17 protein-coding genes are annotated in these 21390 nt (G+C 69.3%); 5 read left to right on the top strand and 12 right to left on the bottom strand.

The window, feature by feature from the left end; all coding sequences use genetic code 11:
* The first annotated feature begins 112 nt into the window (after nucleotides 1-112).
* The 3 genes from purB to HNR07_RS05240 all read left to right on the top strand — a co-directional run bounded on the left by purB (nucleotide 113) and on the right by HNR07_RS05240 (nucleotide 4023).
* Nucleotides 113-1543: an adenylosuccinate lyase gene (gene purB, locus HNR07_RS05250; RefSeq protein ID WP_184362609.1), complete on the top strand. Its 1431-nt coding sequence runs from the start codon at nucleotides 113-115 to the stop codon at nucleotides 1541-1543.
* A gap of 949 nt (nucleotides 1544-2492) precedes the next feature.
* Nucleotides 2493-2648: a hypothetical protein gene (locus tag HNR07_RS05245; protein WP_184362606.1), complete on the top strand. Its 156-nt coding sequence runs from the start codon at nucleotides 2493-2495 to the stop codon at nucleotides 2646-2648.
* A 442-nt stretch (nucleotides 2649-3090) separates the two neighbouring features.
* Nucleotides 3091-4023, top strand: a complete 933-nt coding sequence (locus tag HNR07_RS05240) for a serine/threonine kinase (RefSeq protein ID WP_312893608.1) — start codon at nucleotides 3091-3093, stop codon at nucleotides 4021-4023.
* A gap of 148 nt (nucleotides 4024-4171) precedes the next feature.
* Here HNR07_RS05240 and HNR07_RS05235 read toward each other — a convergent pair whose 3' ends face one another.
* From HNR07_RS05235 to ctaD, 3 genes are all read right to left on the bottom strand, one after another.
* The gene (locus HNR07_RS05235) at nucleotides 4172-4576 is read right to left on the bottom strand and encodes a four-helix bundle copper-binding protein (RefSeq protein ID WP_184362604.1); all 405 of its coding nucleotides are present in this window, start codon (nucleotides 4574-4576) and stop codon (nucleotides 4172-4174) included.
* Nucleotides 4577-4777: 201 nt separating this feature from the next.
* Nucleotides 4778-5140, bottom strand: coding sequence for a hypothetical protein (locus HNR07_RS05230; protein ID WP_184362601.1), 363 nt, complete (start codon nucleotides 5138-5140; stop codon nucleotides 4778-4780).
* A 50-nt stretch (nucleotides 5141-5190) separates the two neighbouring features.
* The gene (gene ctaD / locus HNR07_RS05225) at nucleotides 5191-6864 is read right to left on the bottom strand and encodes an aa3-type cytochrome oxidase subunit I (protein WP_184362598.1); all 1674 of its coding nucleotides are present in this window, start codon (nucleotides 6862-6864) and stop codon (nucleotides 5191-5193) included.
* 720 nt (nucleotides 6865-7584) lie between these two features.
* Here ctaD and HNR07_RS05220 point away from each other — a divergent pair.
* On the top strand, nucleotides 7585-7929 hold the full coding sequence (locus HNR07_RS05220) for a DUF3140 domain-containing protein (RefSeq protein ID WP_184362595.1): 345 nt from the start codon (nucleotides 7585-7587) through the stop codon (nucleotides 7927-7929).
* Nucleotides 7930-7978: 49 nt separating this feature from the next.
* On the opposite strand, the gene HNR07_RS05215 is transcribed toward HNR07_RS05220, so the two are convergent.
* The gene (locus tag HNR07_RS05215) at nucleotides 7979-8977 is read right to left on the bottom strand and encodes a threonine ammonia-lyase (RefSeq protein WP_184362592.1); all 999 of its coding nucleotides are present in this window, start codon (nucleotides 8975-8977) and stop codon (nucleotides 7979-7981) included.
* A 49-nt stretch (nucleotides 8978-9026) separates the two neighbouring features.
* Between HNR07_RS05215 and HNR07_RS05210 the strand changes: the two genes are divergently transcribed.
* Nucleotides 9027-9620, top strand: a complete 594-nt coding sequence (locus tag HNR07_RS05210) for a flavin reductase family protein (RefSeq protein WP_184362589.1) — start codon at nucleotides 9027-9029, stop codon at nucleotides 9618-9620.
* Nucleotides 9621-9676: 56 nt separating this feature from the next.
* Here HNR07_RS05210 and HNR07_RS05205 read toward each other — a convergent pair whose 3' ends face one another.
* From HNR07_RS05205 to HNR07_RS05170, 8 genes are all read right to left on the bottom strand, one after another.
* Entirely contained in the window at nucleotides 9677-10348 is a 672-nt protein-coding gene (locus HNR07_RS05205; RefSeq protein WP_184362587.1) for a maleylpyruvate isomerase family mycothiol-dependent enzyme, read from the bottom strand.
* Between the two features lie 97 nt (nucleotides 10349-10445).
* Nucleotides 10446-11525, bottom strand: a complete 1080-nt coding sequence (locus HNR07_RS05200; RefSeq protein WP_184362584.1) for a lytic polysaccharide monooxygenase — start codon at nucleotides 11523-11525, stop codon at nucleotides 10446-10448.
* A gap of 79 nt (nucleotides 11526-11604) precedes the next feature.
* Nucleotides 11605-12963 (bottom strand): cellulase family glycosylhydrolase, encoded by a 1359-nt coding sequence (locus tag HNR07_RS05195; RefSeq protein ID WP_184362581.1) that lies wholly within the window; start codon nucleotides 12961-12963, stop codon nucleotides 11605-11607.
* Between the two features lie 60 nt (nucleotides 12964-13023).
* Nucleotides 13024-14430 carry an endo-1,4-beta-xylanase gene (locus tag HNR07_RS05190; RefSeq protein ID WP_246420112.1) on the bottom strand — a complete coding sequence of 469 codons (1407 nt, stop codon included), beginning with the start codon at nucleotides 14428-14430 and terminating at the stop codon, nucleotides 13024-13026.
* A gap of 98 nt (nucleotides 14431-14528) precedes the next feature.
* On the bottom strand, nucleotides 14529-17207 hold the full coding sequence (locus tag HNR07_RS05185; protein ID WP_184362578.1) for a glycoside hydrolase family 48 protein: 2679 nt from the start codon (nucleotides 17205-17207) through the stop codon (nucleotides 14529-14531).
* 247 nt (nucleotides 17208-17454) lie between these two features.
* Nucleotides 17455-19224, bottom strand: a complete 1770-nt coding sequence (locus tag HNR07_RS05180) for a glycoside hydrolase family 6 protein (RefSeq protein WP_246420110.1) — start codon at nucleotides 19222-19224, stop codon at nucleotides 17455-17457.
* Nucleotides 19225-19583: 359 nt separating this feature from the next.
* Nucleotides 19584-20201, bottom strand: a complete 618-nt coding sequence (locus HNR07_RS05175; RefSeq protein WP_184362574.1) for an FMN reductase — start codon at nucleotides 20199-20201, stop codon at nucleotides 19584-19586.
* The gene (locus tag HNR07_RS05170) at nucleotides 20198-21301 is read right to left on the bottom strand and encodes an LLM class flavin-dependent oxidoreductase (protein ID WP_184362571.1); all 1104 of its coding nucleotides are present in this window, start codon (nucleotides 21299-21301) and stop codon (nucleotides 20198-20200) included. Before HNR07_RS05170 ends, HNR07_RS05175 begins: the two co-directional genes overlap by 4 nt.
* Between the last annotated feature and the right edge of the window lie 89 nt (nucleotides 21302-21390).

The following is a 21390-nucleotide window of genomic DNA, read 5'->3' as shown; positions in this document are numbered from 1 at the left end:
CGGGCGGGGACATCCGCTGAGCCCGCCGGTTCACGGTAGGGACGGCCCTACCCGGGTGCTGGGGCGGGCCTGTGCGCGCCCGCCCCAGCTCAGGGCGATAGAGTGACACGACGTGAGCGCGAAACCTGTGATCCCCGATGTCCTGGCCGCCCGCTACGCGTCCGCGGAGCTGACCCGGCTGTGGTCCCCCGAATACAAGGTGGTCGCCGAACGGCGGCTGTGGCTGGCTGTACTGCGTGCCCAGGCGCGTCTGGGCGTCGACGTCCCGGACGGTGTGGTGGAGGACTACGAGAAGGTCCTCGAGCAGGTCGACCTGGCCTCCATCGCCGAGCGCGAGCGGGTCACCCGGCACGACGTCAAGGCCCGGATCGAGGAGTTCAACGCCCTCGCCGGGCACGAGCACGTGCACAAGGGCATGACCTCGCGCGACCTGACCGAGAACGTCGAGCAACTCCAGGTCCGCGACAGCCTGCTGCTGGTGCGCGACCGCGTGGTGGCGCTGCTGGCACGGCTCGGCCGCCTGTCCGCCGAGTACGGCGAGACGGTCATGGCGGGCCGTTCCCACAACGTGGCCGCGCAGGCCACGACGCTGGGCAAGCGGTTCGCGTCGATCGCCGACGAGGTGCTGGTGGCCTACGGCCGCCTGGAGGAGCTGATCGCCCGGTACCCGCTGCGCGGGATCAAGGGCCCGGTGGGCACCGCCCAGGACATGCTGGACCTGCTCGGCGGCGACCGCGCGGCCCTGAACACCCTGGAGAACGAGGTCGCCGCCCACCTGGGCTTCGAGCACCGGTTCACCAGTGTGGGCCAGGTGTACCCGCGTTCCCTGGACTTCGAGGTGCTCACCGCCCTGGTGCAGCTGGCCGCCGGGCCGTCCTCGCTGGCCAAGACGATCCGCCTGATGGCCGGGCACGAGCTGGTCACCGAGGGCTTCGCCGAGGGCCAGGTCGGTTCGTCCGCGATGCCGCACAAGATGAACACGCGTTCGTGCGAGCGGGTCAACGGGCTCACCGTGATCCTGCGCGGTTACGCGTCGATGACCGGCGAGCTGGCGGGCGACCAGTGGAACGAGGGCGACGTGTCGTGCTCGGTCGTGCGCCGGGTGGCGCTGCCGGACGCGTTCTTCGCCTTCGACGGCCTGGTGGAGACCATGCTGACGGTGCTGGACGAGTTCGGTGCCTTCCCCGCGGTGATCTCGGCGGAGCTGGACCGCTACCTGCCGTTCCTGGCCACCACGAAGATGCTGATGGCCGCGGTGCGGGCCGGTGTGGGCCGCGAGACCGCGCACGAGCTCATCAAGGAGCACGCGGTGGGCTCGGCCCTGGCCATGCGGCAGGAGGGCGTGGGCAACCAGCTGCTGGACCGGCTGGCCGCCGACGAGCGCTTCCCGCTGGACCGCGCCGCCCTGGACGCGCTGCTGGCCGACCGGATCACCTTCACCGGTGCCGCCGCCGACCAGGTCGACTCGGTGGTGTCCCGGATCGGGGAGATCACCTCCGCCCGCCCCGAGGCCGCCGCCTACGCCCCGGGGTCGATTCTGTAAGCCCGCTCCGCCCCAGGGGGCCGGCCCCACTGCCGAGCGGGATCCTGTTGGTTAATTCCGGGGTGCGGACCGGGTGGGGACCGGGGTCTGGGGTTCGGGTTGGGGTTCCCCCGTTTCCCGCCGCTTGATGGTTGCCGTCTGCGCTGCGCGCGTCAAGGTCGTCGCGTCAAGGGCTTCGCCCGCAGGGCGCTCCACCTTGACCCGCTTCGCCGCGACGGCGGTGGGCGGCTATCGGGAAACGGGGGAGGAGTGGTCCGGGGTGGCCAACGGGGCCGGGCCCCGAAGGGACCCGGTGGATTCAAGGGGGCCCGACTACCTCGGCCTTCGGCCGGTGCCTTCCCCAGGCCGGAGCCCAGCGCCTGGCCGTGTCGCGGCCGGTCATTCGCCCGGACGGAAAAGCGGCAGCGCAGGCGCCAGGCTCCCAAGGCCCGCGCGCATCGGATCGCGTGTCGCGGCCGGTCATGCGTGCCAGCGAACACCACCAGCGGCCCTCCAGCCCCCCGGGCCCGGTTTCGGCCCCCCTTTTCAAAGATGATCTTGCTACCAGGAGCAAGTTCAGCGCCGAACTTGCTCCTGGTAGCAAGATCACCGGGGATGAGAGGGTTTCGGAAGCAGCGGACACCCCCAGGTGCAGGTTACGGACACCCCGACTTCCTCCAGAGCCAACACCACAGCGCTGAACCCCACCCTCACCACCGCGTGTGCCGATGGCACGCATGACTTGACGCGCGCAGCGCAGACGGCCACCCTCAAGCGGCGGGAAACGGGGAACCCCAACCCGAACCCCAGCACCCAACGCTGCCGATTCGCCAACAGCGACCCGAGCGGCACCGAGACCCTTTTCGACATCTGGGTATGACACAGTTCACTTAAGCTAACGCTGGGTTTGAAAGTTAACGCCTATTACGGTGTGGATGTAGGCGCACCCCTCGGCACCTGGAGAGCCCCTGTGATCGACCCCGACTCGTTCGGCACCGCCCTGACCGCGTTGGCGGTCATCGCCGCGATGGTGATCGCCTTCGGCCTGGCGATCCTGTCCGACATGGCCATGCGCCGCCGCGAGGACCGCGCGGCCGCCGTGAACCGGCACTCCACGGAAGACTGATCCGAGGGCTCCGGAACGCAAGCCCTCTCAGATACGAGCGGCCAGACGCCAGGCCTCGCGAGCGCACCCTGTGCGCCCTGGCGGTCGCCGCCACGAACCGTGGCGTCCACCTGCTTGGGCCCCGACGACAGCCCTGGCTGCCCGCGCTTCAGGGGGCGGTCGCGAGCAGGGCCGCCAGCACGTAGGCGGCAGCCATGGCTCTCCGTAATTTGGCCTAAGACGCGAGGATTGCACAGCCATACGACACCCACCGAACCACGAACGCGGCTTCGGCTACCGGGGCCGCCGTACCGGCTTCTCACTCTGCGTGTTCAGGACCGTCGAATTCGGTCATTCAGGTCGAGCCGAGACCCCGGCCTCGCTATGGTGCTGATTCGCCGCACCGTGCGGCACGGTGATCGGCGCTCGCTCCGCCCTCCCCTTGACCTGAGACGGAGCATCCTTGTCCCTTCCTCCGCATGTACCGGGTCCACCCCCGGGGCCCGGTAAGAAGCTGTCTCCACTGGCCAAGATCGGGCTGGGCTGCGGCGGCTGTGCCTCCCTGGCCTTCTTCGGGTTCTTCGGGCTGGTCATCCTCGGGTTGCTCCTGCCTTCCCCACCACCGGACGAGGGATCCGTGGCCGTGGCCGTGTCTGAGTCCCCCTCGGCGGAACCGGAGCTCGAACTGGTGGGGCTGCGCCTGCCGAAGGCCCAGGAGCTGGTGGCCGAAGCCGACCTCGAGCTCGGGGACCTGGTACTCGCCGCGGCTGGCGAGGGCGTGGAGTGGACCCGCTCGGCGATGGTCGTGTGCGGTCAGGACGTGACGGAGGAAGCGGCCGAACTGGCCGTGGTGCCCGAGGGCGTGGACTGCCCCGAGGACGGTGACGCCTCCGAGGAGTGGCCCGAACTGCCGGGGTTCACCGACGGGACCGTCGACGAGGCCAGCGAATGGATCGATGCCGCGGGTCTGAGGGTGGCGGTCGGGAGCGCCTTCGGGGATGTGGACGCCCCGGACCTGGCGGACGCCGCCGGGGACACCGTGTGCGGGCAGTCCCCCGGCAAGGGCGAGAAGACGGCACCGTTCTCCGACACCCTCGAAGTGGAGCTCCTCGTCGTCTCCGACGACACGGACTGCCCCGAGGAGATCGGTGACCCCAGCCCCACGCCCGAGCCGGAGCCCGAACCCGAGCCGGAGCCCGCTCCGGCCCCCGATCCGGAACCCGCCCCCGAGCCCGAGCCCGCTCCCGAACCCGAACCCGCCCCGGCTCCCGTGCAGGGCGTGCACCCGGGGGCGTTCTGCTCACAGCACTGGCAGTACGGCCACACGAACAACGGCACACTGATGCGGTGCACCACCACGGCGGAGGACAGCCGCTTCCGTTGGCGCGCCGCCTGACCGGCACGGGTGAGCAACGGAGGGCGAGCCACGGACCAGTGTGCCCGGGACCCGGCGGCCGCGACCCCGGGGCGGCGTAAGCGGCGGTACGGACGAGTGCTGGCGTGCCCCCGCTCCCGGCCTCCCACCCAACTCCGCCACGCCCTCCTCAGACGAGGGCGAGAACCAGGTCCCGGCAGGCACGGGCGCACTCGCGGCACACCTGGGCGCAGACCCGGCAGTGCTCGTGGGCCTGCGCGTGTTCCTCGCACTCCGCGGCGCACCTGTCACAGGCCTGGGCACACGCCTCCAGAACCGACGTGACGAAACCGTCCTCCTCGGCGGTTCGCCGCACGAGCACACGCTGGGTGGTCTCGCAGACGTCGGCGCAGTCCAGGTCGGAACGGGCGCAGGAGACCAGTTCGGCCACCTCGCCCTCCCGCATACAGGCGTCCGCGCACACCACGCAGACCTGGGCACAGAGCCCGCAGGCCTCCACTGCCGCCCGCACCTTCTCCCCCACTCCCTCCGGATCGTCGGGGTGGGCGTACAGCATCTGTCCGAGCACACTCATGATGGCTACCTCCTGTTCTCCTGTTGACCGTTGTTTCCTGGTAGACGCACTGCTAAGCGGGGCGCCGTGGACCAGGTACCTCGGACGTACCGCCGGACCGGCGGGTTCTCCCGGGGTTCGGCGAGCATCCGCAACCCGAGTTCCACGTGTTCGGGCAGGGGTTCGTGTTAGCGCAGTACCCACGGGCGCCCCGCCAGCGCCTCAGCCCGAGGTTCCGGCCTGTCCCCGGTAGACCAGACTGCGGGAGCCGGCCACCGCGTAACGGGCACCACCGCCGTCAGGGGTACGCAGAAGCAGAATCCCCGTACCCGCCTCCACAGTCTCCCGGGGCAACCGGGCACCATCGAGAGGGCCGCCGATCACCTCGAACTCGGCACGGTGCCGCCCGCTCAGGCAGAACAGTACGACCGCCGCGACCAGAACCCCGGCGGAGACGGCGAATACGGTCCCTCCGGTCCAGGTCCACACCATCATCAGACCCGCCGCGGACAACAGGAGGGAGAAGACCGCGGCGGAGCGTCCTCTCGGAAGGACCGCGCCGGTCAGCGGGGCGCTCGTGCTCACGACAGGATTCTCCTCTTCATTCACTGCGCGGTGTCTCCTCTGCGGCGGGCTCACGTGCGTTCCGGGTCGGTCTTGACAGGAGAGGCCGCATACGGGTGGTTGAGGTCGAAGGCCGGACGCTCGGACCGGATCCGGGGCAGCGACGTGAAGTTGTGTCGCGGCGGCGGGCAGGAGGTCGCCCACTCCAGCGAGTTGCCGTAGCCCCACGGGTCGTCCACGTTGACCATCGGCGCGTTCTTCGCGGTGATGTACATGTTCCAGAAGAAGATGAGCGTCGAGGCCGCGAGCACGAACGCCGAGATCGAGGAGATCTGGTTGAGCTCCGTGAAGCCGTCCCCGGGCAGGTAGTCCGCGTACCGGCGCGGGAAGCCCATGGCACCCAGCCAGTGCTGGACCAGGAAGGTGCCGTGGAAACCCAGGAAGAGCAGCCAGAAGTGGAACTTGCCCAGCTTCTCGTTGAGCATCTTGCCGGTGAACTTGGGCCACCAGAAGTAGAAGCCCGCGAACATCGCGAACACCACGGTGCCGAACACCACGTAGTGGAAGTGCGCCACCACGAAGTAGGAGTCGGTGACGTGGAAGTCGATGGGCGGCGAGGCCAGCAGCACACCGGTCAGACCACCGAAGAGGAAGGTGGCCAGGAAGCCGATACTGAACAGCATCGGCGTCTCGAAGGTGAGCTGACCGCGCCACATCGTCCCGATCCAGTTGAAGAACTTCACCCCGGTGGGGACCGCGATGAGGAACGTCATGAACGAGAAGAACGGCAGCAGCACCGCGCCGGTCGGGAACATGTGGTGGGCCCACACGGTCACGGACAGACCGGCGATGGCGATGGTGGCCGCCACCAGGCTCTTGTAACCGAAGATCGGCTTGCGGCTGAACACCGGCAGGATCTCGGTGACGATGCCGAAGAACGGCAGCGCGATGATGTACACCTCGGGGTGACCGAAGAACCAGAACAGGTGCTGCCAGAGGATGGCACCGCCGTGCTCGGCGTTGAAGACCTGGGTGCCGACCATGCGGTCCGCGCCCAGCGCGATCAGGGCCGCGGTCAGCACCGGGAAGGCGATGAGCACCAGCACACTGGTGAGCAGGGTGTTCCACACGAAGATCGGCATGCGGAACATCGTCATACCGGGCGCGCGCATGCACAGACCGGTGGTGATGAAGTTGACCGCGCCGAGGATCGTGCCCAGACCGGACACGATCAGGCCCAGGATCCACAGGTCACCGCCCAGACCCGGCGAGCGGACCGCGTCGGACAGCGGCGTGTAGGCGAACCAGCCGAAGCTGGCCGCGCCACCCGGGGTCAGGAACCCGCCGAGGACGATGAGGCCGCCGAACAGGAACAGGTAGTAGCTGAACAGGTTCATCCTGGGGAAGGCCACATCGGGGGCGCCGATCTGCAGCGGCACGATCACGTTGGAGAACCCGACGAACAGCGGGGTCGCGAACAGCAGCAGCATGATCGTGCCGTGCATCGTGAACAGCTGGTTGAACTGCTCGTTGGCCATGAACTGCATGCCCGGCGAGAACAGCTCCAGCCGCATCAGGAGCGCCATCACGCCACCGACGAGGAAGAAGGCGAAGGAGGTGATCAGGTACATGTACCCGATGACCTTGTGGTCGGTCGACGTCAACCATTTGACAAGGATCGAACCCCTGCCTTTGTCCCTCGCCTCCTCGGGCAGAGAGCTCTGCACACCGGCCTCAACCGACATATGGTTCCTCTCAATTCTTTTCTGACGGGCCCTGTGGGCCGAGCCCTCAAGGGCTGATCGGGATCGACAGGGGAACCAGCGAGCCCCAGCACCCACACCAGCAGGCCGATCACAGAAGCGACCGTTGTCGTTATTTCACCCAAGAAGCCCGAAACTTTCGAAATACCCAACCCGCAGCAGCTCGGTTTCGCCCCCGCCAACCGATCAATCAAGCCACCAAGCTACCAAGGACAGAAGCCTTCACGCAGGAATCATCAGAGCCCCGTCAAACCTTGCCTGAACCAGATTCCCCTTTTCGTACGATTAATTTATTTATTAAAAAAATTTATGACTCTGATCGCAGATCGGTGCATTTTCAAGAAGCAACTGCAAGGACCCGGACGAAGGCCCCGGCTGCCTTCTGCGGCGGCCCGAGCGGAGTCGGGCGCCTCCCCCGGCGTGTCCTCCAGAAGCACAGGGCCCCGAGCGTCCGGAGCGTGTCCGCTGCCCCGCGCAGAGCCGGGCCTGCCTCTGGGGAAGGGGGCGCACGGGCAGCGGCTCCGCACGGGACCCTCCGGACCCGGAACGAACGTATGAACGCGAGGTGCCACGGGTAGCCGTGATGGGTGAGGGTGGCGCATGGGGCGTTCGAACGCGTCTGCAGCGCCCACCGCGCGGTACAGGGAAGCACCCGCCCGTGGACCGGTGCCGGTGCGCCCGCCGAGAGAAGGGGAGATTGCGATGGCCGTAAGCGATCCGAACACCGACCGTGTCTGGGAAGAGTTCCACACGTCGGTCAACATGACCGGTGAGGAGCTCCGCCGATGGCTTCTCACCGACGCTTCCGGGGAGGACGCCCTGCCGGCCTCGGGCGGTGTCGACGCCGAGGGAGAACAGATCGTTCGGCTGCTGAACAAGCGCAGGACCGATGTGACCTCCTCCGACCTCGAACTCATGGAGCGGGTCTCCGGGTTCGTCCGGGAGGAGCTCTCGGACCCCCGCCCCGAGGACGATGCCTGGCGTAGAAGGCTGATGCGCGTCGGTCACGACCCGCTGGGCCCGGGGTCCGAACCGATCGACCTCTGATGGGCGCATTCGCGCCGAGGTCCAGTCGGGAGCCGTCCCGGGAGGTGGCTCACGACCTGGCCTGCCCCGGGTAAGGGCCCGGGGCAGGCCAGGTCCGGGCCACGAGCCGACCGAACAGGTCCGGGTCGACGTTTCCGCCGGAGACCACCGCGACCGTGGCGCCCGGCCGGCCCGGAACCGTGTCGACCTTCCCCGCGAGTACCGCCGCCGCGGCCAGGGCACCGCTGGGTTCGGTGACCAGGCGCGCGCCGTGTGCCAAGGCCGCGACCGCACTGGCGATCTCCTCCTCGGTGACGGTGACGATCTCGTCCAGGCGGACCGCCAGGTGCGCGAAGGTGCGTTCGGAAAGGCAGGTACGCACCCCGTCGGCCATGGTCCGGTAGGTGAGCTCGGGGCCCCAGGTGACCAGTCGCCCCTCCCGAAGACTCTCGGCGGCGTCGGCGGCCAGCTCCGGTTCCACGCCCACCACCCGGACCCGGTGCGGGTGCACCGTCCCGGCGGCCGTGGCCACCCCGGAGGCGAGCCCTCCCCCGCCGACCGGCACCACGATGGTCGTGACCTCGGGTGACTGTTCCAGGATCTCCAGCCCCACGGTGCCCTGACCGGCGATCACCCGGGGGTCGTCGAAGGGCGGGACCAGTGCGAGGAGTTCGCGGTCGCGGAGCTCGGTGGCGGCCGCGAGGCGTTCGGCGGGCGGCACGGTCACCACCCGGGCGCCCAGGGCCCGGATCCGGTCCACCTTGGTCTCGGGCGCGCCCTCGGGCACCACGACGGTGCAGGACACTCCCTGGCGGGCGGCGGCATGGGCCAGGGCGAGGCCGTGGTTTCCCGAGGAGTGGGTGACCACCCCGTGTTCGCGCTGGACCGGGTTGAGCAGGGCGACGGCGTTGGTGGCGCCGCGCAGTTTGAAGGCACCGGTGGGTTGGAGGCTCTCCGGTTTGAGGAGGAGGTCGGATTCTTCGGGAGCGGCGGTCAGCGGGGTGCGCACCACATGGCCCTGGAGGCGGGTGGCGGCGGCCCGGACGTCGTCGGCGGTGACCAGTTCCATCCGGCGAGTATGCCACCGCGTGCCCCGGCACACGGGATAATCGGTGCCGATGCGTACCGAACACACCCCTGACGACCTGCCCGGCCGGGCGTTCTACAAACTGATGACGTCGCTGGTGGTCCCTCGCCCGATCGCGTGGGTCTCCACCACCTCCGAGTCCGGTGTGGACAACCTGGCTCCGCACTCCTTCTTCACCATCTCGTGCACCGAACCGCCGATCGTGCAGTTCACCTCGGTGGGGCGCAAGGACTCACTGCGCAACGCCGAGGCGACAGGCGAGTTCGTGGTCAACCTGGCCACCGAGCCGCTTCAGGACCAGATCAACGCGAGCGGGACCGACTACCCGCCGCACGTGAGCGAGTTCGACGCGCTGGGCATCGAACGGGAGGCCAGTACGGCGGTGCGCCCGCCGCGGGTGGCCGGGTCCCCGGCAGCGGTGGAGTGCGCCCTGCACTCGACCCTGCGGCTGGGCGACTCCACGGTGGTCTTCGGCCGGGTGCTGAACGTGGCCGTGGACGAGTCCGTGGTGGTGGACGGCCTCCCTGAGGTCACCCGGCTACGCCCGATGGCCCGGCTGGGCCGCAACGAGTGGTCCACCCTGGGCGAGGTGCGCGCGATCGACCGCATCCCCTACGCCCCCTGACCCCCTGTGCCTGTGAGCGGGCGTTCCCGCCGTGCCCCCGCGGGGCTGGTTCACGATCACACGGCCAGGTCTGTCTGGGGCGCGGGCAGGGTGGGCAGGAACGGGGCCACCGGGGCGGGGTCGGCGCCGGTCCAGTCCATGGCCAGGATCTGGTTGACGCTACGGCGGCCGGTCACTGCCCGGGCCAGTTCGAAGGCGGTGCCGCTCAGGGTGAGCGCGGCGCCCTCGCCGAGGCTCCACTCCTGGCCGGTGTCGGTGGCGACCACGCGTACCGAGGGGGCTTGGGCTGGCCAGCCCTTCGCCAGGCCGCCCAGCGGGAAGTCCGCGAGCTGGTCGGCGTCCTCGGTCTGCGCGGTCAGGCCGAGGGCGCCGCGGATGTCGTTCTCGTGGTGCCACACGTCCAGCGCGGGCAGGGAGTAGCGTCGGCGCTGCTGGGTGCGCAGCAACGCGACCAGCCCGGGGCCGGTGCGCGTCCACTCGGCGATAAGGCGTTCGATGCCGTGGCCGGCTCGCGCCGCGACCTGTCGACCGGTGACCTCGTCGGTGGCCGGGGGTGTGACGTCGCCGTTGACGACGTCCGTGGCGAGTCCGGCGAGGTGTGCGTAGACCTGCTGGACGGTCCAGTCCGGGCAGGCGGGCACCACGGTGGCGAGCTGGTCCCGGTCCAGGGTGGCGGCCAGTTCCAGGAGCCGGTTCTGACAGTTCTCGTAGATGCGCGCGGAGTCCATCGGACCATCGTAACTAACACCGTTAGGAAAAACGGGGCCGGCCCCGGTGTGCCATCCGGGGCCGGTCCGTTCAGCGAGCGTTCGAGACCTGTGGGGATCAGTTCTCCTGGCACTCCACCCGGGGCTCGATGTTTGCTCCCTCGAAGGTGGCGGTGAAGCCGAAGGACGTGGAGTCACCGGCCGCGAGGGTGCCGTTGTGGGCGACGTTGGAGGCCTCGAAGTGCGCTCCGTGGTTCACGACCGAGGCGTTCCAGATGTTGGTGATCTCCTGGCGGTTGGCGAAGACCCAGTCCACCATCCACCCGTTCACCCCGTCCTCGCCCGCAGTGACCTCGACCTCCGCCTGGAAGCCGTCGGACCACTCGCTGGTGACCGTGTACTCGGCCGTGCAGTACTCGGCCGCGGGCGGGTCCGTGGGGTCCGGCGTCGGGTCGGGGCCGGGCGGGTCCGTGGGGTCGGGCGTGGGGTCGGGGTCCGGACCCGGGTCGGGGTCGGGGCCGGGCCCCGGGTCGTCGCCGAAGACGACGTCGGAGCAGTTGTAGAAGGCCTCCGGACTGTCGGAGCGCTCCCAGACCGAGTAGACGAGATGACGTCCCTCACGGTCGGGCAGGTCCACGTCCCAGTAGTACTCGGCGCCCGCCACTCCCCCGCTGCGCAGCGGCGGGTCCACGGCCTCGTCGATCAACTCCAGGTCGTCCCAGTTCAGGGGCGAGCTCGGGTCCCAGCCGTCGACCGTGACGTAGGTGAAGAAGGTGCCCGGGTGGGGGGCCCACGCGTTGTGGTGGAACTCCACCGTCGTGTTCGGCTGCAGCTGGGTGGAGGGCCAGTCGGTACGGGCCGCGTTGAAGGCGCTGAACTGGTCGGTCGGCCCGCAGAGCTCCCCGTCGGCGACGAACTCCCGGTGTTGGCCGTTCGAGTTGCTGATCAGGTTGCCGAACCAGTTCCAGAAGGCATAGTCCCCGCCCTCGGCGAGGGCGTCGGCGCAGGCCGGGTTGACGGGCTGGAGGGCACCGCCGGAGCTACCGCCGGTGGCGTCCTGGAAACAGGCGTAGGTGCGGGAAGCGGGATAGGTGAAGGCCCCGTGGGCTTCGGCTGGCTGGGGCGAGGCCACGACTGCGTAGCCGATGGCCAGGCCGCCGAGTGCCAGGGTCGTGGCGATGGTGTGACGTGATCTCATGGATCACTCCTCCTCCGGTCGGGGGGAATCCGGCCGAGCACCGTGCGCGGCCGGGGCGGGCGGGGGCGGTAGGCCCCGGTCAGGGGCCCGAGGTGCACAGCACGTCGGGCACGGTGACGGTTCCGGTATGGCTGCCGGTGAATCCGAACGAGGCCGATTCACCGGCGGCGAGTGTGCCGTTGTGAGCGGCGTTGGCAGCGGTGACGGTGGCGCCGTTGGTGCTGACTCCGGCGTTCCAGGCATGGCCCACGCTCTGGCCGTCGGTCAGGGACCAGGAAACGTTCCAGCTGTCGACGGCGTTCAGGGCGGTGACGGTCACCTGCGCCTGGAAACCACCCGGCCACTCGCCGACGAGCTCGTAGGAAGCGGCGCAGTCAGCGTCGGTGGGCGGGTCGGTGGGTTCCTCCGTGGGTGGGTCGGTGGGCGGGTCGGTGGGACCGCCGTCCCCGCCGTAGACGGGGGCCTCGACCGAGGTGTCGGCGATGCCGTCGGGGCCGTGGAAGATGCGCTCACCCCAGGGGGTCAGGGAGTCGACGTCGAAGTTCTCGACCATGTCGAGGTAGGCGACCCCGGCGCTGTTGCCGCTCCAGGACCAGCCGATGTAGCCCAGGCCGAGCCGTTCGGTGTGGTGCATGATGGCGTCCTCGTCGGGGGTGCCGTCACTGTGGTCGAAGCCGAACTCCCCGACGATGAGGGGCAGCCCGCGCTCGGTGAAGTGCTCCAGGTAGTCGACGATCACCGGCTCCTGCTCGTAGACCCCGTACATGTGGATCGAGAACACGGTGTTGGCGTGCGGGTCGGAGTCGAAGACGTCCTGGGCTCCCTCGCGCATGATCCCCTGCCAGTCCTGGCCCCAGTTGGGGGCGTCCACGACCAGGGTGTGGTCGAACCCGGCCGCGCGTAGCCGTTGGATGGCGTCGGAGGTGTCGTCGGCCCAGCCCTGGTTGGTCACCGCGTCGTTGCCGTAGGGCTCGTTGCCGATGTTGACGAGGACGTGGTCCTCCTCGCCCTCGATCACGTCCTGGATCCGCAGCCAGTAGTCGACGGCCTGGTCCAGGGTGCCGGCTTCGGGATCCTCGCCGTAGCCGGTGGTGTCGTGGACCTCCAGCATGCAGATCAACCGGTTGGCCTTGCAGAGCGAGACCACGTTGTCCACGTCCGCGGGCCCGTTCTCGTACCAGCGGTCACCGCTGCTGAGGACCACGCGCACCGTGTTGGCGCCCAGTGACTTGATGTCGGCGAAGGCGCCGGTCTCCTGCGTGTACCAGGAGTGGGGGTGGCTGACCCCGCGGATGACGAAGTCGTTGCCCGAGGCGTCGACGAGGCGGCCCTCGCTGACCCGGAACCCGTTGTCGGCGTGGGCGGGCAGAACGTGCACGAGCAGCGCGGCGATCAGGGCGAGGACGGCCGCCGAGGCGATCGTCAGGCGTTGTCTCATGTGGCTCCGTTCGGGCGGGGCAGCGGCCCCGTGCGCTCACACGCACGGGGCCCTGACGGGTCATCGGACGGTGCAGCTCTCACTGCCCAGGGAGAATCCGCCGGGCACCGACGGCCCTCCCGTGTGGGTTGTCTGGAAGCCGAAGGAGACCTGGCCCCCGGCGGGGATGGCACGGTTCCACTCCACGGGTGCGGCCGTGACGGTGTTACCGCTCTGTTCGATCAGGGAGTTCCAGGCGGAGGTGATCTGTTCACCGGAGGGCCGCGCCCAGGTCAGGGACCAGTCCTGGACGGCGGAGGCCGAGCCGTTGTGCACGGTCACCTCCACCACGGCTCCCTGTTCCCATTGGGAGGTGAATTCGTAGGCGACCTCGCAGGTTCCGGTGCCCGGCTCGCCGGGTCCCGGGTCGTCCGGCCCCTGACCGTCGCCGCCCAGGGCCTCGTGGACCGACCAGTAGGCGGGCTTGGGCTGATAGTTCTCGTCGATCGGCAGGGCCGCGCCCTCACCCGTGAAGTGGTCCGGGACCCAGGAATGGGCGTCGGTGACGCCCCACACCGTCACACCGGAGCAGCCGGAGACCGCGAGGCAGGCGTCCATGACCTGGGTGTAGTCCCTGGCCTGCTGTTCGAGTTTCTGCTGGGTGACGGGCATGGTCATGCGGATGTCGAGTTCGGTGATCATCACCTCCAGGCCCAGGTCGGCGAAGCGCTGGATGTTCTGCTGGATGTCCTGGGGCAGCTGTCCGGAGATGAGGTGGCCCTGGAGGCCGATGCCGTCGAGCGGTGCGCCCTGGGCGAGCAGGTCCTGGGCCAGTTCGTAGTAGGCGTCGCTCTTGGCGTTGATCCCGTCGATGTTGTAGTCGTTGATGAACAGGGTGGCGTCGGGGTCCGCCGCTCTGGCCATGTGCAGGGACTGGGCGATGAAGTCCTCGCCCAGGACGCGGTGGAACACCGAGTTCCTGAACTGGGCGTCGTCGCCGATCGGCTCGTTGACCACGTCCCAGGTCTGGATCTGTCCCCGGTACCGGCCCATGGTGGTGTCGATGTGGTCTTCCATGACCTGGGTCAGTTCGGCCGGGGTGAAGCTTCCGTTCTCCACCCAGGAGGGCAGCTGGCTGTGCCACACCAGTGTGTGGCCGTGGATCTGTTGACCGTTCTGTTCGGCGAACTCCACGAGCCGGTCGGCCCCGGACCAGGAGTACTGGCCCGGCTGGGGCTGGACGCTCTCCCACTTGAGGTCGTTCTCGTGGGTCACGGAGTTGAACTCCGCGGCGGCCGTGCGCCGGTAGTCCGCGTCGTCCAGGAGGTGGGAGGCGACCGCGGCTCCCATCCTGAATCCCTGCTGGTCGGCCAGGTCGCGGAGCGGGGGCTGCTGTGCGTGCGCGGCGGTGGCGGTTCCGGCCGCCAGTAGGACGGCGGCGGTCAGTGAGGCGAACGCGGCTCTCAGCCGCACGGGTGTTCTCGGCATGATGCCTTCCGTTGTTGACGATCGGCCCGGGGGCCGGGGCTGGTGAGGGAGGGGCCGGGCGCTCTGACGGGGCCCGGCCCCGTTACGGCTGTGGTCTCCTAGGACCCGAACAGCTCTCCGTGGGTCGCCAGGGCGGTGGCCACGTCGACCTGCGCCCAGAAGCGGTGGTAGGTGAACTCGGGAACCGGGCCCCCGTCGAGGTAGTCCTCCACCTGGCCCCAGTTCGGGTCGTCCTGGTAGAAGGAGCGGATGGAGGCGAAGGTGGCGTCGGAGTCGATGACGTCACCGTTGGGCATCGTGCCGGTCCAGCCCTGGGGGACGTAGGTCCCCTCTCCGGTGGCCGGGTCGTAGGGGTCGCCGAAGCGCTCGTAGTCAGCCCTGGTCTCCGGGATGGCCACGCCGAGTTCGCCCTCGTGTTCCAGGAGGGCTTCCAGCAGGGCTTCGGCCATCTCCAGGGAGGCCTGGTCCCCGGTGGCGGCGGAGTAGTGCATCAGGGTCTTGGCCAGACCAGCCGCGATACCGACGTCCTGGTTGTGCGAGACCACCTCGACGCTCAGCCCCGGGTTACCGGTGGGGGTGCCGGTCCAGCTGTCGGGCGCACCGCTCCATTCCATTTCGGCGGGGATGGCGAAATCACCGCCGGTGCCGATCGTGGTGTTGGCGATCACCCAGGGCACCCACGAGTCGAGGACGTCCCCGGCCCGCTCGTCACCGGTGAGGCGGTGGTACTCGGCGACCCTCTCGATGTCCCAGACCTGGAAGCCGAACCACTGGTTGGAGGGCGGGTCGTGCCAGACGGGCTTCTCGTCGTAGTACATGCCGTAGAAGGTCGGAGTACCCGCGGGCGGCTCACCGTAGACGCCCTCCCAGCTGTTGGTCGCGCCCCCGGCGATGCCGCCCTCGGAGGACTGCAACCACTGGATGAACTCCAGCTGGCGGTCCAGGCTCACGCCCCAGTCGTCGGCTCCGGTGGCTGACTGCGGGCGCAGCGCCTCGGTCTCGGAGAGGGCGTAGGCGGCCATCACGTTCTGGTAGCCCTGGTGCGCGGAGGATCCGCCGATGCGCCAGGCCCAGGGGTACTCGGCGCTCTCCAGGGCGCCGCCCCAGGAGTAGTACCAGGACAGCAGGTAGTGGGCGGAGTCCCGGCCCGTTCCGGGCGGGCAGGACTCGGCGCCGACGCAGTCCCCGATCTCCTTGAAGTACTTGTCGAACATGGCGTAGCGCAGGTAGTCGCCCATCATGGAAGCCTTGGCGACGCTGTCGGCGACCTCGGACTCGTTGCCCTGCTCGGCGGCCCACTCGTGCGCGAGGTAGGCGACCTGGACCGCACGGGCGTCGGCGTCGGGCGCGTTGGTGTAGCGCCACTGCTCGGAGTAGGTCTCGTCGTCGGTGAACAGGTCGAGGTAGCCGTTGTCGCCGCCGTGCGCGAAGGTCTCGCAGGAGGGGTGCGGGACGGTCTCCCAGACCGACTCGTTGGAGCCGCGCTGGAAGGTGTTCAGGTAGGCCGGGGCGTCGTCGGTGCCGTCGCCGCAGAAACCGAAGCCGTAGGTGTTGTCGACGTCCAGCAGCCAGTGCATGCCGTAGACCTCGTCGGTGCCGTACGTACCGCTGAGCTCCTCGGCGAGCGGGTCCTGCCCGACCTGGACCTCGGGCCGCAGCGGCATCGGGTAGTCGCTGGGCTGCAGGGACTCGGCGATGTAGGTGGCCGGGTCGGCGGGGTCGTAGGAGGCGTTCGTGGGCTGGTCCGCGGTGCCCGGGATGATGAACGCCTCCATGGAGTCCCAGGCGGAGTTGAACGGGGCCCAGTCCTGGGTGATGCGGCCGTAGGTCGCCTCCAGCCACAGGTAGTAGCTGTAGGCCTCGGACGTGGTGGCGTGACCGTGGTCGGGAGCCTCCACGATCAGGGTCTCCACGGCGTGATAGGGCACCAGGAGCCCGTCGAAGTCACGGAAGTAGCCGCTGGCGGGGTCCTTGATCCTGTCGTACTGGTCGAGGAAGCGCTGCTCGTAGTCGCTGGTCGCCTCGGCGCGTTCCCTGGCGGTGACGACGACGGACTCGTAGCCCTGGGCGGAGACGGTGAACTCGGCCTGGGCCGGTTCGCCGGAGGAGGCGCCCGAGGAGGCGACGGTGACCTCCTGCGGGGTGCCCCAGTCGGACTCGTCGAAGGTGAGGGGTTGCGTGGAGCTCACCGACAGGGTCTCGCTGCCCTGGGTGCGGTCGACGGCGACCTGTACGGTGCTGTCGGGTTCGCTGGACAGGACGACCTCGAAGCCCGCCTCGCCTCCCGGGTCCAGGGTGAGCGTGGCGGGTTCGACGAGCAGGGCGTGCTCCTGCGCGGGGGGCTCCTCCTGGTCCGCGCAGCTCACCCCGTTGAGGGTGAAGTTCTCCGGGGCGGGGTTGTCGCCGCTGTGGGTGGCCTGGAAACCGAAGGTGGTGCTCGCACCCTCGGGTAGTCCCGGGGCCCAGGCGGGGCCGGTCGCGGTGACGGACGCGGCGTCCTGGGAGACCTCGGCGTTCCAGGCGTTGGTGACCTGTTGGCCGGAGTCGAAGTCCCAGCCCAGGGACCACTGGGAGAGGCCGGCTGACTCGTTGGTGAGCGTGACCTCGGCGGTGAAGCCCGAGCCCCAGTCGTTGGTGATGCGGTAGTCGACCGAGCAGGGGCCCTGGGCCTGCGCGGGGCTGCTCGGCAGCAGTGCCGCGACCAGGGCCGTGGTGATGAAGAGGGAGCCGAGGCGCGGGCGACGGCCCGGGACCCGGTCTGAGCGGGGGGTGATCATGTTGTCCTCCTGTGGGGGACCCTGCTCGGCGCGGGCCGGTGCCCGGAGGGCGGGCGCGGGCGCGACGGCGCCACCGTGCGGGCGCACGAGAGGGCTGGTTCTGTGGAGGGGCCGGGGCGGTGCCGCCGCCCCGGGCCGGGCTCTGCGTGAGGTTTCGCTGACGCGGTGCCACCGGGCCGGGCGCCCGCCCCGGAGGGGAGGGGGGAGGGGCAGGCGCCCGGCGGTCGGGATCTCTACCGCAGGGTGGTCACTGGACCGGGGGGTGGGCGTTGGCCAGCAGTTCCTGGAACTGCTCGGAGAACCAGTGGCCGGCGACCGGCGCGTCGGGCAGTGCGCCGCTCATGCTGTGGTTGTTGCGCGGGTTTCCCTCGTAGGTGGGGTCGCACATCCGGTCGAAGCCCTTGCCCTCGTCGTTGGGGATCTCCTCGCTGGAGCCGTCCGACTCACCCGGGGGCTTCATCCACACGTAGGCGTCGATCCCGGGCTCGGGGGCGGTGGTGGGGCGCTCGCCCAACCCGGCGCCGGCCTGGTTGCACCAGTTTCCGTACTGGATACGGCGGTCGAAGCGGCCGCCGTCCACGTAGGCGTCGACGTCGGTGGTCGGGCCCGCGCTGATGGGCCGGTCGGGTCCGCCCCAGCCGTTGCGGGAGGTGTCGATGAGCATTCCGATCCCCGGGTCGAAGCCCTGGGAGACCAGTTCCACGCGCAGCGCCTGGGCGAAGGAGAGCTCGTCGACGTAGTTGTTCCAGTCCACCCAGCTGGACTGGCGCACCGGTGTGCCGTTGACGGTCTCACCGATCGCGAAGTGCTCCTCCTTCAGGGCCGAGTAGTTGGCGGTGTTGGCGATGAAGCCGTGCACGTCGTCGGGGCTGGCCCCGTTGGCGTTGGCGGCCTCGTAGAAGAGCGCGGCGGAGGGGGCGAAGTTGTCCTCCCAGCCGATCCAGCCGTGGTGCCCGGCGTCCACGTAGTTGTAGACGTTGCTGATGGCTCCGAGCTGGGCGAGCGCGTAGCCGACCCCGTTGACGTAGTTGCCGTTGGCCAGCATGACGTCGCACTCGGGCGTGGCCGTCTCACGGGGCGAGATGTTGGTGATCAGGTTGGGCAGGGAGTCGATCTCGATCGTGGTGACCACGCGCAGGGACGTGTCCTCGTAGTCACGCAGGATGTCCGCGATCGGATCGATGTACTCCGACTCGTAACGGTCGATCTCCTCGGGGCCGAGTTCGCCGTTGGAGGCCAGGGCAGCGCAGTCACGGCCGGGCAGGTTGTAGATGACCAACTGGAAGACCAGCGGTTCGCCCGCGGCCTGCGCGACCGCCTCGTCCAGGTGGTCGCGCAGCCCCATGTCTCCCGTGGTGGGGCTGTCGTTGCCCTCGATGGCGCTGGTCCGGTCCATCCAGACCCCGGTGGGCTGGTCGGCCACGGCCTCGCCGCCGGGTTCGGCCGCGGCGTTGGCGGACCAGATCGGGTTCACGTACACGTCCGCGCCCACGTAGGGGTTGTCCACCCGCTCGCCGGGCGTGGGATCCGGGTCCGGGTCGGGGTCGGGATCGGGGTCCGGATCCGGGTCGGGCCCCGGGTCCACGCTGCCCTCGCAGAGGACCCCGTTGAGGGTGAAGTCGGTCGGGACGGCGTTGCTCCCGGAGTACGCGGCTTGGAAGCCGAAGGAGACGGTCGCGTCCTGGGCGATGGCGGCGTTGTGTCCGGCGTCGGTGACCGAGACGCTCTGGCCGGACTGGCTGTGCGTACCGCCCCAGGTGTTGCTGATCTGCTGGTTGCCGTCGAAGGTCCAGTCCAGGGTCCAGCCGTTGACCGCGCTTCCCAGGTTGGTGATCTGGACGTCGGCGGTGAAGCCCGAGCCCCAGTCATTGAGCTGGTAGTCGACGGAACAGCCGGTGGCGGCGGTGGCCGGGGCGGAGGCGGTGAGTGCGGTGGCCACACCCAGGAGCAGGGCGGAGGCCGTGGCAAGCGCCCGGCGGGGCAGGGTTCTGTGAGAGGAGGAGGGGGCTCTGCTCATCGTGGTTTCCTCGCGTAGGGGGGTGCCAGGAGTGTGAGCTTGCGGGGAACGTCGCATTACTTCCGGAAAAATCCGGAAGGGCGACGCGGAGCACGGCGCCTCGGAGGGACGGGACTACCTCCCGCTCCGGGCCGTACGCCTGCCGGTCGTGGTGCGGTCCAGACGGTGCACTGAGGGTCCACCCCAATTCGGGAGCGCTCCCATGCAGCACTTTCCGGAAAGTTAACACCATTGAAAAGCAACTGCAACGGGTGATGAGAGGAAAACTCAGCGGAACTCGCATCCGGCCGTCACCGGCCACCGCGCCCGTTTCCCGCCCCTGGGGTCCGTTCCCGCCGGGGACCGGCGGGAACGGACGGTCATCTCCCCAGGCCGGACATCAGATCGGTGAAGGGAGTGGGTTCCTCGTAGGGGTCGGCCACGGCCGGAGCGTTCTCCGTGGCGAGCATGGCCAGCTGCCGGGCCGCCCGGGTGATGCGTTCGGCCAGTTCGCGGCCGCCGCTCTCGCCCGCGCCCCAGTCCTCGGAGGCGGCGTAGACGCCCGTGGGCACCACCACCGAACGGGTGTAGGAGAACATCGGGCGCAGCGCGTGCTCCAGCACCAGCGAGTGGCGCGGACTGCCACCGGTGGCGGCCACCAGGACCGGCTTTCCGTCCAGCACACCGGGTTCGACGACGTCGAAGAACGACTTGAACAGGCCGCTGTAGGAGGCGTTGAAGACCGGAGTCACCGCGATGACCCCGTCCGCCTCGGCGATGTCGGCCAGGACCCCGGGCAGGTCTCCGGTGGGGACCCGGGTGGTCATGGCGTTCATGATGTCGTGGGCCACCTCGCGCAGCTCGACGGTCCTGGCCTCGACCTTCTCACCGCGGTCGGCCAGGGCCTCCTCGGCGGCTCCGGTCAGTCGGTCGGCGAGCAGCCGGGTCGAGGAGGGGCTGCTGAGCCCGGCCGTGACGGTGACGAGCTTGCGGGTCATTCCTGGACCTCCGTGTTCGTGGTCGCGCGCTCCTTCGCGGCCAGGAGCGAGGCGTGGGTGGGCGCGTCGGGCACGTGCTCGGGCTTCTTCGCGGCGAACTCCTTGCGCAGCACCGGGACGACCTCCTCGCCGAGGAGGTCCAGCTGCTCCAGGACGGTCTTGAGCGGCAGGCCCGCGTGGTCCATCAGGAAGAGCTGGCGCTGGTAGTCGCCGAAGGACTCCCGGAAGCCCAGGGTACGGTCGATGACCTCCTGCGGGCTGCCGACGGTCAGCGGGGTCTCACGGGTGAACTCCTCCAGGGAGGGACCGCCGCCGTAGACCGGCGCGTTGTCGAAGTAGGGCCGGAACTCCTTCACCGCGTCCTGGGAGTTCTTGCGCATGAACACCTGTCCGCCCAGCCCGACGACGGCCTGGTCGGCCCGGCCGTGGCCGTAGTGCTCGAAGCGGCGGCGGTACAGCGAGATGAGCTTCTTGGTGTGGGTGGCCGGCCAGAAGATGTTGTTGTGGAAGAAGCCGTCACCGTAGTAGGCGGCCTGTTCGGCGATCTCCGGGCTGCGGATGGAACCGTGCCAGACGAACGGCGGCACGCCGTCCAGCGGGCGCGGGGTGGAGGTGAAGCCCTGCAGCGGGGTGCGGAACTTGCCCTCCCAGTCGACGACGTCCTCGCGCCACAGGCGGTGCAGGAGGTTGTAGTTCTCCAGCGCCAGCGGGATGCCCTGTCGGATGTCCTGCCCGAACCAGGGGTAGACCGGTCCGGTGTTGCCGCGCCCCATCATCAGGTCCACCCGGCCGTCGGCCAGGTGCTGGAGCATCGCGAAGTCCTCCGCGATCTTCACCGGGTCGTTGGTGGTGATGAGCGTGGTGGAGGTGGACAGGACGATCTTCTCGGTCTGCGCCGCGACGTAACCGAGCATGGTGGTGGGCGAGGAGGCGACGAAGGGCGGGTTGTGGTGCTCGCCGCTGGCGAAGACGTCCAGACCCACCTCCTCGGCCTTGAGGGCGATCCGCACCATCGCCTTGATCCGCTCGCCTTCGGTCGGCGTACGTCCCGTCGTCGGGTCGGTGGTCACGTCGCTGACCGAGAAGATTCCGAACTGCATGGCCGTTCCCCGCTCCAACTAGCTTCCCAGGAAAATGCTTTCTATAAAACTATCATGCCGAACCCCGGCCCGGACTCAGGTATTCCCCC

Origin of the sequence: Nocardiopsis metallicus, assembly GCF_014201115.1 — a bacterium.
Classification (GTDB): Bacteria; Actinomycetota; Actinomycetes; order Streptosporangiales; family Streptosporangiaceae; genus Nocardiopsis; species Nocardiopsis metallicus.
This window is presented reverse-complemented; position numbering and strand designations above follow the sequence as displayed.